This window comes from Kribbella sp. CA-245084 (genome assembly GCF_050942355.1).
GTDB lineage: Bacteria > Actinomycetota > Actinomycetes > Propionibacteriales > Kribbellaceae > Kribbella.
Map to the genome: position 1 here is coordinate 8765850 of NZ_CP192053.1, position 13853 is coordinate 8779702.

Annotated in this window: 12 protein-coding genes; 2 read left to right on the top strand and 10 right to left on the bottom strand. The window is 68.3% G+C overall.

Annotated elements, in window-relative coordinates; genetic code table 11:
* Nucleotides 1-9 precede the first annotated feature (9 nt).
* The gene (gene ptsP, locus ACQPYH_RS42125; RefSeq protein WP_432894641.1) at nucleotides 10-1875 is read left to right on the top strand and encodes a phosphoenolpyruvate--protein phosphotransferase; all 1866 of its coding nucleotides are present in this window, start codon (nucleotides 10-12) and stop codon (nucleotides 1873-1875) included.
* Here ptsP and ACQPYH_RS42130 read toward each other — a convergent pair.
* From ACQPYH_RS42130 to ACQPYH_RS42150, 5 genes are read right to left on the bottom strand one after another with little or no spacing between them, the layout of a single operon-like run.
* Complete coding sequence (locus ACQPYH_RS42130; protein ID WP_432883620.1) at nucleotides 1854-2510, bottom strand: hypothetical protein; 657 nt, start codon at nucleotides 2508-2510, stop codon at nucleotides 1854-1856. The genes ptsP and ACQPYH_RS42130 overlap by 22 nt on opposite strands.
* Nucleotides 2507-3055 carry a GNAT family N-acetyltransferase gene (locus tag ACQPYH_RS42135; protein WP_432883622.1) on the bottom strand — a complete coding sequence of 183 codons (549 nt, stop codon included), beginning with the start codon at nucleotides 3053-3055 and terminating at the stop codon, nucleotides 2507-2509. The genes ACQPYH_RS42130 and ACQPYH_RS42135 overlap by 4 nt, the downstream gene beginning before the upstream one ends.
* A 14-nt stretch (nucleotides 3056-3069) precedes the next feature.
* Nucleotides 3070-3831, bottom strand: a complete 762-nt coding sequence (locus ACQPYH_RS42140; RefSeq protein WP_432883624.1) for a DUF1707 SHOCT-like domain-containing protein — start codon at nucleotides 3829-3831, stop codon at nucleotides 3070-3072.
* The gene (locus ACQPYH_RS42145; RefSeq protein ID WP_432883625.1) at nucleotides 3798-4502 is read right to left on the bottom strand and encodes a DUF1707 domain-containing protein; all 705 of its coding nucleotides are present in this window, start codon (nucleotides 4500-4502) and stop codon (nucleotides 3798-3800) included. Before ACQPYH_RS42145 ends, ACQPYH_RS42140 begins: the two co-directional genes overlap by 34 nt.
* A gap of 26 nt (nucleotides 4503-4528) precedes the next feature.
* Nucleotides 4529-6844, bottom strand: a complete 2316-nt coding sequence (locus ACQPYH_RS42150; RefSeq protein ID WP_432883626.1) for a beta-L-arabinofuranosidase domain-containing protein — start codon at nucleotides 6842-6844, stop codon at nucleotides 4529-4531.
* Nucleotides 6845-7003: 159 nt separating this feature from the next.
* Here ACQPYH_RS42150 and ACQPYH_RS42155 point away from each other — a divergent pair, with 159 nt between their 5' ends.
* Nucleotides 7004-7975 carry a LacI family DNA-binding transcriptional regulator gene (locus ACQPYH_RS42155; protein ID WP_432883629.1) on the top strand — a complete coding sequence of 324 codons (972 nt, stop codon included), beginning with the start codon at nucleotides 7004-7006 and terminating at the stop codon, nucleotides 7973-7975.
* Here the strand turns inward: ACQPYH_RS42155 and ACQPYH_RS42160 are convergent.
* Genes ACQPYH_RS42160 through purS form a run of 5 tightly spaced genes read right to left on the bottom strand, consistent with a single transcriptional unit; the run spans nucleotide 7964 to nucleotide 13762 of the window.
* Entirely contained in the window at nucleotides 7964-8458 is a 495-nt protein-coding gene (locus ACQPYH_RS42160; RefSeq protein WP_432883632.1) for a DUF1707 SHOCT-like domain-containing protein, read from the bottom strand. The genes ACQPYH_RS42155 and ACQPYH_RS42160 overlap by 12 nt on opposite strands.
* A gap of 42 nt (nucleotides 8459-8500) precedes the next feature.
* Nucleotides 8501-10762 (bottom strand): phosphoribosylformylglycinamidine synthase subunit PurL, encoded by a 2262-nt coding sequence (purL, locus tag ACQPYH_RS42165; RefSeq protein ID WP_432883635.1) that lies wholly within the window; start codon nucleotides 10760-10762, stop codon nucleotides 8501-8503.
* A 2-nt stretch (nucleotides 10763-10764) separates the two neighbouring features.
* Complete coding sequence (locus ACQPYH_RS42170) at nucleotides 10765-12843, bottom strand: hypothetical protein (protein WP_432883637.1); 2079 nt, start codon at nucleotides 12841-12843, stop codon at nucleotides 10765-10767.
* The gene (purQ, locus tag ACQPYH_RS42175; protein ID WP_432883640.1) at nucleotides 12843-13514 is read right to left on the bottom strand and encodes a phosphoribosylformylglycinamidine synthase subunit PurQ; all 672 of its coding nucleotides are present in this window, start codon (nucleotides 13512-13514) and stop codon (nucleotides 12843-12845) included. The genes ACQPYH_RS42170 and purQ overlap by 1 nt, the downstream gene beginning before the upstream one ends.
* On the bottom strand, nucleotides 13511-13762 hold the full coding sequence (purS, locus tag ACQPYH_RS42180) for a phosphoribosylformylglycinamidine synthase subunit PurS (RefSeq protein ID WP_130387955.1): 252 nt from the start codon (nucleotides 13760-13762) through the stop codon (nucleotides 13511-13513). Before purS ends, purQ begins: the two co-directional genes overlap by 4 nt.
* Between the last annotated feature and the right edge of the window lie 91 nt (nucleotides 13763-13853).

A 13853-nucleotide genomic window follows, 5' to 3' on the forward strand; every position in this document is an offset into this window, starting at 1 on the left:
ATTGAGGTTGTGGTCGGCAACGAGCATGGTCTCCATGCACGACCTGCGGCTCGGTTGGTCGGGTTGGTCAACGGCTTCGACGCGACGGTCACGCTGACGGACTTGGACACCGGCCGCGGTCCGGTGGATGCCGGCAGCCTGAGCATGGTGGCCACCCTGAACGCCCAACAAGGCCACCGCGTGCGCGTGGGCGCAAGCGGCCCGCAGGCATCCGACGCCTTGGCCGCAATCGAAGAACTCGCCGCCGAAAACTTCGGCGACACACCCCCAACAGAACCAGCGTCGAGCGGCGCCGCCGCTGCCGTGGGCGGGTCCGGGTTGGATGTTGCGATCGGACCTGCGGTGCTGGCAGGTACCGGCGTCGACCTTGGCGGTTATGTTGCTGGGGACAACGAACTTGGGCGGCTGCACGACGCTCTGACAACTGCCGGCGAGCAGCTTCGTGAGTTGCGGGACACGACGCCCGAGCATGGGGACATCTTCGTGGCTCACCTTGCGTTGCTGGGGGATCGGAAGGTTCTTGACGCTGCCGAGCGTTCGATCTCGGACGGGGCCTCGGCGACGACCGCCTGGCAGGGCGTGTACGACGACCTGGCGACCACCTTCGAGGGGCTCGACGACGCCTACCAGCGCGAACGCGCGCAAGACGTCCGCGCAGTACGAGATCGCGTACTGCGGATCCTCGTCGGCGCGACCGAAGAATCACCGGCGGACGGCATCCTCGTCGTACCGGAGCTGGACGCGGCCACTGCGGCAACGCTTGATGCAACCCGGATCGCAGGGATCGCCGTACGAGCTGCCGGGACGACCGGCCACGGCGTGATCGTGGCGCGCTCACGCGGCATCCCGCTGATCACCGGGATCGGCGACGTCGACGTACGGCAGGGCGCAACGATCGCCTTCGACGCACGCACCGGGTCCTTCGAGGTCGCGCCGGACGAAGACCGGGTCCACGCGACGATCCGCGAACGGCAGAGCGAGCGCGCGCAAGCAGTCACCCAAGCCAACGAGCCCGCAATCACCCGCGACGGCAGGACAATCGACGTACTGGTCAACGTCGGTGTCCTCCAAGACGCCGTCGACGCACAAGGCGCGGACGGGTCGGGCCTGGTACGGACCGAGGTGCTCTTCGGCGACCGTCGTACGCCGCCGACCGTCGACGAGCAGGTCGAGGCCTTCCGCGCGATCGCACGAGCGCTGGGGAACAGGCCGATCACTATCCGCACCTGGGACATCGGCGGCGACAAGCCGCTCCCGTTCCTCCCCCAGGCCAGGGAGGCGAACCCGTTCCTCGGCGAGCGCGGCCTCCGTGTCTTCCGCCGTCGTCCCGAGCTCCTGCGCGACCAGCTCGAAGCGATCCGTCGAGTGGCGACCGAGACGCCGGTCCACGTGATGTTCCCGATGGTGACAACCGCAGATGAGGTGGCCTGGGCACTGGACGAGCTCGGCCTACGGGACGGTCTCGAGGTCGGCATCATGGTCGAGGTCCCCGCGGCCGCATTGCGCGTCGCCACCCTCGCCAAGGACCTCGATTTCGTCAGCATCGGGACGAACGACCTCACGCAGTACACAACCGCCGCCGATCGCACCAACACGGCGGTCGCCTCACTCGCCGACGGCCTGGACCCTGCAGTCCTCCAACTCATCGACCACGCCGTACGCAACGCCGGCGTCCGCGTAGCGGTCTGCGGCGACCTCGCCAGCAACCCACAAGCCGCAGTACTACTCGCAGCCCTAGGGGTCACCGAGCTCAGCGCCGTCGGCCCACAGGTACCCCTCGTCAAAGCACAACTGCGGCAGGCCGACCTGACTCAGGTCGACACTGCCGCAGTGCTCAAAGCCAGGGACGCGGATCAGGTGCGCGGCCTGCTGTAGTAGCGCAGTTCGACCAGGTTGAAGCCGGAGGTGCGTGAGGGCTTGGCGGGGAGGGTGTAGGACTCGCCGGGCTCCAGGTAGGTGACGTCCGGGTGGTCGAGGTCCAGGTCGACCACGAGCGCTGGGTACGCGCCGGTGTGCCAGGTGTACGACTCGCCGGCCTCGGGTGTCACGTGCTGGACGCGTACGTCGTCCTCGTCGACGACCAGCTTCACCGGGAGCTCACCGGCCTGCTCGAAGCCGGACTCCGCCGGGACGCCCGCGATCGCGAAGTACGGGTCGCCGCTGGCCTCCTCGCCCAGATCGAGAACCTCGATCAGGCGGTTGAGGTACAGCGCGTCGCCGTCGTTGGTGAGCATGTGCACCGGGGACACCGGGCGGTACACGGACCCGCCGACGGTCTCACTCAGCTGGCGCGCCGGACTGCCGTCCAGCCAGTCCATGTGGCACGGCGACGTCGACAGGCACAGCACGACGTACGGGTTGTGGTGCAGGTGCCAGCCCTGTGCCTCACCGGGCTGCAGCTCCACCTCCCACACGCGCACGCGCGAGTTCTTCAGCAGCACGCGGGTCCCGATCTCACCCAGTACGACGTCGCTGCCGTCGGGCGCGCTGACAGTAGTACCTGCGGTCATGCCATCTCCTCGAGATCTATCGGTCGTTCCATCGCGACACCGGCGAGCACAGTGCCGTCCGGCATCGGTAGCTGGGCAGCCTCCACCTCGGTGAAGCCAAAAGCCTTGTAGAGCGGTACTCCGGGCAGCGTCGACATCAGCGCCAACTTGGTGAACCCCTCCGCCCGCGCAGCATCCGTACACGCGGTCAGGATCGCCCTGCCGAGGCCACGCCGTGTCCAGTCCGCACGGACGAACATGGCCCGGATGCGCGCCGGCTCGGTCGCGGGGTCGAGCAGGCGGTCGTCAGCTCCCGCAGTACTGGCGTTGAACAGCTTGTTCCGGCGGCTCCACCCGCCACAGGCGACGATCTCGCCGTCAGCCTCGTGCACGTAGTAGGTGCCGTCGTCGATCAGCGCAGTGTCCAGCGTGGTGATGTGCTCCGCGGCGCTCGCAGTCTCCAGCGGGTCGTAGTAGGCCGGGAACACGTCCAGCACGGAGGCCCGGGCCAGCTCGGCAATGGCAGCTCCGTCGGACGGAACGGCCAAGCGCAGTACAGGATCCACGCGCACAGGCTAGTTCACCTCGATCGGCGCTTGTCGGCCCAGGATCGGTAGCTGAGGAACATGTTGCCGGCCGTCACCACGAGGTCGACCAGGAGCAGGGTCACGCTGGCGTCCGACAGGATGATGATGACTGCGAACACCATCCCCACCACGAGGCTCTTGGACAGGTTCACGATCAACTCACGATCCACCGGCTTCGGCTCGGCCTCGAAGCGCGGCGTCCGGGGAGCCGGAGCGGTCGTTGCCGGCACGGGACGGCGGACCGGCGTGGGGAGGTGAGGCATCGGCAGACCCTCGAAGACCACAGCCAGGTCATCCCGGGTGCGAGCGCGGTAGAGCAGGTCCGTACGTCGAGCCATCTGTTCTCTGCCGATCCGCCCGAGAACGAAGTTCCGCGTCAGCGCTTCCGAGCACAACCCCCACTCGTCCGCGGTCAACACGAGAGCCTTCGGTCGACGCTGCGGTGGCCGCCGCTTGGCGACGGTAGGCCGCTTGGCGACGGGGACGGGCGAGGCGGTGCTCCGTCCGACCTGAGCCAGGCGCTCCACCCCTGCCGGCGTCAGCTCGTAGTCAGCCGGCCCGATGTCCTGCGGTCGGCGGATCACGTGTGAGGTGCCGACCAACTCGTCCAGCACAGCCTGGACCTGATGGTCGGTGGCCCTGGTACGGCTGACCAGCTCGGCCCGGCTCAGCGGCCGGCCCTCCAGGTGTCTCAGCACCAGGCGCTCGACCCGCGGATCCGTCACTTCCGCCCGCGCCGACTTCGGAACGGCCACAACACCTTGCCGACGACGATGAGCGTGAACAGCACAGCCGTCGGGAGACTCGCGTGCCCGAACCCGATCGAGCCGGCGACGAGCGTGACGATGACGATCACCGGCAGCAGCATCAAGGCAACCGTTCCCCAGCCAGGCCCCTTCGCTCCGGGTGGCAGCGTCACGGGATCGATGAGCTCGGGCGGCGGCAGCCCCTTGAAGACCGGGTCCAGCTCGCCGCGGGTCTTGGCAGCGAGGAGGAGGTCCGTACGACGACCCAGCTCCGCCTTGTCGATCCGGCCGACGGCGTACTGATTCGCCAGCGCTTGCGAGCAGGCCGATCGGTCCTCGTCGGACAGCAGCAGGTCCCGCGGGTCGGCGGGCGTCGTTTGCCGCGGCCGGATGGTGTCGACGAGAGTCGCCGCGAAGAGCCTCCCCATCCCCTTCAGCGGCGATTCGACGAGGTCCTCGACCAGCTCCAACCGGCCGGATCCGGCCGCGGTGATCTCGTAATCGGCCGGTCCGGCATCCTGCGGGCGTCGTACGACGAAGGTCCCCCTCACCAGTTCGTCGAGCGCCGCCTGGACCCGGTGGTCGCCGAAACCGGTACGGCGTACCAGCTCCGCCCGGCTCAACGGCGCGAACTGCAGATGCTCCAGGAGCGCATGCTCCAACGCTGGCTCTTCCCCCACCTGTCCATTTTCGCAGGTCCAAGCGGTCAGTCGAATGTCAAAAGTAGCAATCCTCCGGAGTACGTCGGGCGTAGTGCCGCCTCTACCCGGACGTACTGCGCACGCACCGGCGTGAACGTGGTGGTGTTGGTCCGGTCGACTGCCACGTCGTACGGCGTGGTGTTGTCGACCGGGCGCCACGTGTCCCCGTCGAGCCACAGCACGCGCCAGGTCTGGGGCGCGCGGCACTGTCCGGAGCCGGTGTCGTCGTACCAGTACGCCGAGACCTGCGATAGCTCGCACGCCGAGCGCAGGTCGAAGGAGATCCACTCCGTCGTCCCGCGCCGGTCCCACCACGTGAAGCGCGGAATCGACGTGTCTGCAGAGGACTCCGGCACGCGCCCTGAGTCAGGAGCTTCCAGCGAGTCGCCGTCGTTGACATGCGATGCAGTGATCCGCGTCCGGTGGCTCCACTCCTTGCCGTGCGGCGAGACCTGCGGGAACGACGTGACCCGCAGTCGAGCCGCACCCATCGGAATCAGCGTCACAGTCTCCACAGGTTCTTCCGACCGCGCCGGACCGGGCTGCAGCAGTCCGACCACGTCCTCGGTATCCGTCTCCCACTGCGGAAGCCGTCGCGCCTGGGTGGTCAGTGCGAGCGGCACTCCCTCGCTAGTGAAGGGATTCGCTCCGGCGTCCCGTCGTACGACGTCAAAGCGCGCGCCCGCGACCAGACCGTAGTTCCAGGGGGACTCTGGATAGACGGAGAGCTCAGGCCACTCGTCGGTCCCACCAATGCGCTCGTACCGCTCATCGATCTGGAGCGAATAGGTCAACGGACCACGGTCCACAGAAACGGAGCGCTGGTTGTCGTCCCAGACCCTGGTGCTCGTGCGCATCGGCAGCACGAGCTCCACGCGATCACCGGAACTCCAGGTGCGGTCCAGCTTCAGCCAGTCGCCGCTGACGTCGACCGGTTGACCGTTGACCTTCACCGACACCTCGTGCGCCCAGCCAGGACGCCTTAAATACAAGGGGAATCGCGCCGCACCCTGCACGGTGAACGAGATGGTGTCAGAGAACGGGTACTCCGTGTCCTGCACGATGCTCACCGTCTCCCCAGCAGCCCCTACGCGAGCGGTCACCTTGCTGGCGGCGTACATCGACGCGGCCAGCCCGTTGTCCGTGGTCGCCAGCCAGAGCTCCTGCGCGTAGTACGGCCAGCCCATGCCGTAGTTGTGCGGACAGCACCGGTACTGATGGACGCCGTACTTGTACGCCTCCATCGGGAACGGGTTCTGGAACTGCCCGTGCTTCGGCTGGTCGTCCAGCTGCACACTGTTCGCACAGGTGATGTAGTGCATCACCTGCTGCTGCGGGTCGTACGACGCCGGCAGCGAGTTGAACGCCAGCTCCTCACACCGGTCCGTCCAGGCCCTGTCACCGGTGAAACGGGTGAGCAGCTCACAGCTGTGCATCAGCTCGACGATCCCGCACGTCTCGAACCCCTGCCGCGGGTCACCGAACCCAGGCCGCGAGTTCTCGTCACCGGCGAACCCACCACCAGGGAACTGCCCGTAGAGCCCCATCACCGTCGCATAGTTCCGGTACGTCGCCGCGCGGTGCTTCTCGTCGCCAGACAACAGCCAGTACTGCAACGGCTCCCGGAACCCCTGCGCCAGGTTGACGTTGTGCCAGGTGGGAATGCCGTCGACGTAGTCTGCCGACCCGCTGTGCATCTTGTGCACCAGGTCGAGCAGCCACTCGTCTCCGGTGCGGTTGTAGAGCCAGTACGCACTGTCGATGTTGTCGCCCCAGCGGAACGCACCCCACGACCGGTTGAACACCTCTGGCGGCTGCGTGTTCTGGAACCCCAGGTACTTCGTCATGAACGGAATGACCCGCTCGTCGCCGGAGTACTCGTACCAGGACCGGAACGCGGCCAGCAGGGGCATGCCCGGCCAGAAGTCCGGTCCGCTCTCCAGTGAGGTCCGCAGCCGCTCCGGACCGAACCATCCGTCGGCAGCCTGGGTCCCGAGGATGCCGTCCATCCACCGCTGCGTCCTGGTCAGTACGCCGGTGTTGCCGGTGACATACCCCAGGTCGCCGAAGCCGCGGAGCCAGTACGGCAGCTCCTCCCACGCTCCCTGCGCAGGGTCGACCCAGCCGTTCGTCTCGTAGACCAGGAAGTCCGAGATCTCGTCGTACCGGCCGCAGAGTCCGTCGACCTGCAACTCGAGCTGCTGCGCCAGCCAACCGCGCGGCTCGATCGCACCTGGTGGCAGCTTCTGGAACGGCACGGGCCGGAGCGGCGCGCGATGCGGGACGTAGTGGCCCCCACGGCCGGCAGGCGGGTTGGGCATGGCGATGCCTTTCTGACGAGGAGATGCGGAAAGACCGCACACGTTTTCCGTCGTTGACAACGTAGGACTGACCACAGCCTTGGTCAAGATCAAAGCGCAGGTCAGCAGGGTTCCAAGACAATCCTGCTAGGCTTCCGCAGCAGAATGGAAGGAAACGCTATGAATAGGCCAGGGGTGCGGATCACCGACGTAGCCGCGCTCGCCGGCGTGTCCGCCGGGACCGCCTCGAAGGCGCTGAACAACACCGGCCAGCTCAGCCAGGAGACACGAGCCCGAGTACGACGGGCCGCCGCCCAGCTCGGGTTCACGCCGGACGCCCGGGGCCGCGCGCTCTCGTCCGGCCGGACGTACACGGTCGCTCTCCTGACCACAGACAGCTCGGGCCGGTTCAGCATCCCGATCATGCGCGGCGTGGAGGACGTACTCAGCGCAGGCGAGCTGGCGACCGTCCTCTGCGACACCCGCGACGACCCGCTCCGCGAACAGAGCTACCTGCGCACACTGGTCGCACGCGGCGTCGACGGCATCGTCGTGACCGGTCGGCGGACCGAGCCACGCGCGCCGATCGACGTATCGCTGCCAGTCGTCTACGCGCTCGCTGCCTCGACCAATCCGACAGACGCCTCGGTCATAGTCGACGACGCGGCCGGCGCCGCCGCCACGATCACCCACCTGCAAGGTCTGGGTCGCACCCGGATCGCCCACATCACCGGCCCGGCCCACCACCGCTCCGCAGCCGAACGCGCCGAAGCCGTCGCCGCGGCTCTCTGCACCGAGCCGCTGTTCGGCGAGTGGTCCGAACGCTGGGGCCGTCAAGCCACAGACCTGGTACTACGCCAGCGCCCGGACGCAATCACCTGTGGCAGCGACCAGATCGCCCGCGGCGTCTGCGACCGCCTCCGCGAGCTGGGCCGCTCAGTCCCAGACGAGATCGCCGTAACCGGCTACGACAACTGGCCGGTGATGGCCCTGGCCAGCAGGCCGCCACTCACCACCGTCGACCTCCGCCTCGACGACCTGGGGCGCCGCGCCGCCTCCCTGCTCCTCGAGGCGATCGCGGGCACGCCACACCACGGCGTACTCGAACTCCCTGCCCAGCTGGTCACACGGGAGTCGACGCTAGGAGCCTGATCGGTGGCGTTCCTCCCGGGCCGGTCGTGACGCCCACCGGTACGCGTAGAACGTCCACGCCAGCGCCGGCAGTGCGAAGATCGCCGCAGCGATCTCGCGTCCGAACACCATGAACAGCAGCCCGGTCAGCACGAACGGCACAGCCAGCCAAGCGGCCGCAGCGAAACCAGCCCACCGCCACTTCCCCGGCTTCCGCTCCGGCGGCTTGTACAGCGAGGGAGTCGGTAACCCGGCAAAGATCGGCTGCAGGTCGCCATGCGTCACGGCATCGTTCAGCAGATCGACCCGCCGATGCAGCTCCAGCTCATCCAACCGCCCGATCGCGAACTGCTCCGCCAACTCATCGGTGGCGACCCGGCGCTCCTCGTCCGTCAACCGGATCTGAGCCATCCGCCGCCGAGCCGCGGCAGCCCGAGCCTCCTGGCCGGCCGCAGCCGCCAGCCCCATCAACTCCCCCGGCTTGACCGGCCGCCGCTCCGCCATCCCTCACCTCACTCGTCCCCACCGAGTGTGCCAGACGGGTGGCTACCCCAGGACCGACGGCAGCGTGGCTGTCCACGCCGTGCGGAGCTCGGTCAGCGGGACTTCGAACTGGTCCTGGACGTCGAGGGTGTCGCCGGTGATGACGCCGATCTTCGCGTGGGGGAAGCGGCGGGCGGTGCACATGTCGGTGAACCGGACCTCCTCGGTCCGCGGTACGGCGACGACCGCGCGGCCGGCCGATTCCGCGAACAGGAACAGGAACGGGTCGAGCCCGTCCGGCGCCCACACCCGCGCACCGACGCCGCCGCGCAGCACGGACTCGACCAGCGTCTGGGCGACACCGCCGTCGCTGACGTCGTGCGCCGCGTCGATCAGCCCGTCCCGCGACGCGTTGATCAGGATGTCGGCCAGCTGCTTCTCGGCCTCGAGGTCGACCGCCGGCGGACGCCCGCCGAGGTGACCGTGGATGACGTTGGCCCACTCGGACCCGGACAGCTCCTCCTCGGTCTCACCGAGCAGGTACAGCTGGTGGCCCTCCATCTCGGCCGTGAACCCGATCGGCGTACGGCGGGTGACGTCGTCGATCACGCCGAGCACACCGATCACCGGAGTCGGCAGGATCGGGGTCTCGCCGGTCTGGTTGTAGAACGACACGTTGCCGCCGGTGACCGGGATGCCCAGCTCGATGCAGCCGTCGACCAGACCGCGGATCGCCTCGGTGAACTGCCACATCACGCCCGAGTCCTCCGGCGAACCGAAGTTCAGGCAGTCCGTCACCGCTGCCGGACGCGCACCCGTGGTGGCCACGTTCCGGTAGGACTCGGCGAGTGCCAGCTTCGCACCCGTGTACGGGTCGAGCTTGGCGAACCGTCCGTTGCAGTCGGTCGAGACCGCGACGCCCAGGCCGCTGGTCTCGTCGACGCGGATCATCCCGCTGTCCTCGGGCTGCGAGAGCACCGAGTTGCCGAGCACGTACCGGTCGTACTGGTCCGTCACCCACGACTTGTCGCAGAGGTTCGGCGACGCGACCAACCGCAGCAGGGTGTCCCGCAGCTCCGCGCCGCTGCTTGCCCGAGGCAACTTCTCCGCGCCGTCGGCCTGCAGCGCGTCCTGCCAGTCCGGCCGCGCGTACGGGCGGTTGTAGACCGGGCCCTCATGTGCGACCGTCTCCGGCAGTACGTCGACGACGCGCTCGCCGTGCCAGTCGATCTCCAGCCGCCCGGTGTCGGTCACCTCGCCGATCACATCCGCCTGGACGTCCCACTTCGCGCAGATCTTGAGGAACGCCTCGACGTTGTCCGGGGTGACGCAGGCCATCATGCGTTCCTGCGACTCGCTCATCAGGATCTCCTCGGGCGACAGCGAGGCGTCCCGCAGCGGCACCTTGTCCAGCGATACCCGCATGCCGCCGTCACCCGCGCTGGCGAGCTCCGAGGTCGCACACGACAGGCCACCGCCGCCGAGGTCCTGGATGCCCTCGACCACATTCGCGGCGAAGAGCTCGAGCGTGCACTCGATCAGCAGCTTCTCCATGAACGGGTCGCCGACCTGGACCGCCGGCCGCTTGGTCGGGCCGCCCTCGGCGAAGGTCTCCGACGCCAGCACCGACACACCGCCGATGCCGTCGCCGCCGGTCTTGGCGCCGTACAGGATCATCTGGTTGCCGACGCCGGTCGCGTTGGCCAGGTGCAGGTCCTCGTGCCGCATGACACCGATGCAGAGCGCGTTCACCAACGGGTTGCCCAGGTACGTCGGGTCGAAGACGACCTCGCCGCCGATGTTCGGCAGGCCGAGGCTGTTCCCGTAGCCGCCGACGCCGGACACGATGCCCGGCAGCACCCGCTTGGTGTCCGGGGCGTCCAGCGGGCCGAAGCGCAGCGGGTCCATCACCGCGACCGGGCGGGCGCCCATCGCGATGATGTCGCGGACGATGCCGCCGACGCCGGTCGCCGCGCCCTGGTACGGCTCGACGTACGACGGGTGGTTGTGCGACTCGACCTTGAACGTGACGGCGTAGCCCTCACCGATGTCGATCACGCCGGCGTTCTCACCGATACCGGCCAGCATCTTCCCGGTCGGCGTCTCCTGCGGGATCTCGCCGAACCGCTTGAGGTGCACCTTGGACGATTTGTACGAGCAGTGCTCACTCCACATCACCGAGTACATCGCCAGCTCACAGCTGGTGGGCCGGCGGTCCAGGATGTCCCGGATCCGCTGGTACTCGTCCGGCTTCAGCCCGAGCTCAGCCCACGGCTGCTCGACCTCAGGCGTGTTGGTGGCGTTGCTGACGGTGTCGGTGGACACGTTTAGGACTCCTGCACTAGGTGGGACTCAGGTGAAACGGTAGCGGGCTGCCGGGAGGCCATGAGATGAGCCATCAGCAGTGGGAGGGCGAAGCCGATCATGATCGCGGGCAGTGCGACCCCGGCGTCGTTCAACAGCATGCCGACCAGACCGCAGGTCGACATGGCCAGCAGCGTGGGCCGGACCATCGGCAGGCTGCCGTAGAACTCGCGGAAGGACTCCGAGGGCACGCGGTCCGGCAGCACCGTGGCCAGCATGCAGAGGATGACGCCGACGAGCATCCCCCAGCCGGCAGGTCCGCTGAAGAACTGGACCGCCATCTGGAGCTTGCGGATCAATACGTCGCTGACGTCACCGTCGAGCAGCCGCGCGACGAACGTACCGAAGTGGCTGCGCTGCTCGGGCGGACGCAGGTAGTCGAGGAAGGCGACCACAGACACCGCCAGTACGCCGGCAACGCCGACGCCGATCAGTGCGCGCAGCGAGATCGTGCCCTTCCAGGTCAGCCAGGCCATCAGCAGCACCGCCGGGGTCAGCGCGATGATGCCGCCGAAGTCAGTACCCCAGCCCGGCTTGCCGTCCACAACGATCGCAGCACCGCCGATGGCCAGTACTGCGAGTGCGGCCTGCACTCTGCTCTTGTCGAGCAGCTTCTGCGCGGCCCACCCGGCAGTGACCAGCGCACCGACCGCCAGCGTGGCGAAGGTCGAGTTGCCGAAGCCATAGAACCGCCCGCCGATCACAGGCCCGTCAGCGAACATGCTGCCGACCTGCATCGGCGTACCGAGCACTCCGTCGACCAACAGGAGCAGGTACGCCGCCATCGCGAGCCCGAGGTACGCGTACCGCTTCAGGAACACCTGCGCGACCGCTGCGGAGAGCACGCTCATGCCGATCGTCACGGCGTACAAGGAGAACCCGGGCGACGGCCACCGCCACCACACCGTCGCCTGCGCGAGGAAGACGGCGATGTAGAACCCGCCCTGCACGAGCAGCGCGAACACCGCGGTACGACGGGACGCCGGGCTCCGCCTGATCAGGAACCACACCAGTGCGAGCACCTCGGCGCCGACGATCGTCAACGCGACCGCGAACAGCACCGGCCGAGGCTGCTCGAACCGCTGGTTGGCATCCAGCCTGTCCTCGATCACCGCCGCCGCATCCGTGTGCAGGGCACCGGTGAAGTGGATCTCCGCGCCGTCGAGCGGTCCTGCCTTCTCGGACCCGGCCGGGTCGACCGACTTGGCCTCACCACGCAGGACGGTGGCCGTGATGTCGGTCAGCTGGATCATGCCGGCGCGACGGGTCGAGTCGCTGGTCAGCCAGCGCGGCCCGTTGTCCGGAGGGAGCTGCATCGCCACCAGCGTCTGCTGATGCGCGTCGGCCGTCTCCTGGCCGACGCCGACGAGCAGGACCCAGCCACCTGCTGCTCTGGCCTGCGCGACCAGGTCGGCTACATGCTTGCGTGCTCCGTCGCGTCCTTCGCGGAGCGGCATCGCTCCGGCGTCGACGATCGCGTCGCCGCACGCAGTACTGGCGAGCTTGGAGTCGTCGAACTCCGGGCTCCAGTTGGCGACCGTGCCGTCCGTCTTCGCTACTGCGATTGCCGCGCCGGGTCCGAAGCCGCAGACGCGGTCACGGCTGACGCCGAGGCGGCCGATGGGTGCGCCGGTGTGATGCTCGGCCTGGCGGTCGACGTACGTCTGCCAGCCGGTGATCTTGCCGTCGGTTACCGCCGGCAGTTCGCCGCACGGCTGGTCCGGGACGTTGCCCCAGGCCCGCGTACCGGCGCTGATCGTCAGCCAGCCGTCGATCGGACAGGTGTGCGGCCCGGCCGTCTTCACCGAGATCGACCCGACGTGTGACTTGTTCACCAGAGCAGTCAGCTCCGGCGACGCCTTCACGTCGTCCCAGGTCAGCCCAGGCACGCCAATAACAACAACCTTGGCCATCAGGTCAGCTGCACCGGTCGGCGCGGCGTGTGCGGCGGCCGCCGGCGTGATGACGGCTGCTGTGGCGGCCGCCACTGCGGCGGCACGGACCAAGGCCCGACCGGACCGCCAGCGCCGGAACAGCTTCATCAGGAGGCGACGACGGCCTTCAGCACCGAGGTGAAGAAGCCAAGGCCGTCCGTGGTCGGTCCGGTGAGAGTCTCGACGCAGTGCTCCGGGTGCGGCATCAGGCCGACCACGTTGCCGCGCTCGTTGGCGACACCGGCGATGTCGCGGTACGAGCCGTTCGGGTTCTCGTCCAGGTAGCGGGCGACCACCCGGCCCTCACCCTCCAGGCGGTCCAGCGTCGCCTCGTCGGCGACGTACGAACCGTCCTGGTTCTTCAGCACGATGGTGATCTCGTGGTTGGCGTCGTAGTCGCTGGTCCAGGCGGTGCGGTTGTTCTCGATCCGCAGCGGCTGGTCCTTGCAGATGAACTTGCGGTGGTGGTTCTTGATCAGTGCGCCCGGCAGCAGGTGTGACTCGCACAGCACCTGGAAGCCGTTGCAGATCCCCAGCACCGGCATGCCCTCGCCGGCCTTCTTGATGATGGTCTCCATCACCGGGGCGAACCGGGAGATCGCACCGGCGCGCAGGTAGTCGCCGTACGAGAAGCCGCCGGGCAGGACGACCGCGTCCACGCCGTGCAGGTCGGCGTCACCGTGCCAGAGCGCGACTGCCTCGGCACCGGCCACCGCGGCCGCGCGACGGGCGTCGACGTCGTCCAGCGAGCCGGGGAAGGTGACGACCCCGATCTTCACTGCCCGTTCTCCACGTGCAGCGTGTAGTCCTCGATCACCGGGTTGGCCAGCAGGGTGTCCGCGGCCTTCCGGATCTCGGCGACCCGCTCCTCGGTCGCCTCACCGTCCAGGGTGATCTCGAAGCGCTTTCCCTGCCGGACGTCGGCCACGCCGTCGAAGCCGAGCCGGCCGAACGCGCCGTGCACCGCCTTGCCCTGCGGGTCGAGAATCTCGGGCTTGAGCATGACGTCGACGACAACGCGAGCCACTGACTACTCCAGGTTCGTTGCGGGGTGACGCCTGAATCCTACCGAGCACGGTCCAGAATGCCGCATCCTGGACTATTCACTCAGTACATAC

What these genes read in the sequence shown, in the direction of transcription:
- ACQPYH_RS42130 (WP_432883620.1), bottom strand. Translation starts at nt 2,510, where the DNA reads ATGACCGCAGGTACTACTGTCAGCGCGCCCGACGGCAGCGACGTCGTA.
- ACQPYH_RS42155 (WP_432883629.1), top strand. Translation starts at nt 7,004, where the DNA reads ATGAATAGGCCAGGGGTGCGGATCACCGACGTAGCCGCGCTCGCCGGC.
- ACQPYH_RS42170 (WP_432883637.1), bottom strand. Translation starts at nt 12,843, where the DNA reads ATGAAGCTGTTCCGGCGCTGGCGGTCCGGTCGGGCCTTGGTCCGTGCC.
- ACQPYH_RS42150 (WP_432883626.1), bottom strand. Translation starts at nt 6,844, where the DNA reads ATGCCCAACCCGCCTGCCGGCCGTGGGGGCCACTACGTCCCGCATCGC.
- ACQPYH_RS42160 (WP_432883632.1), bottom strand. Translation starts at nt 8,458, where the DNA reads ATGGCGGAGCGGCGGCCGGTCAAGCCGGGGGAGTTGATGGGGCTGGCG.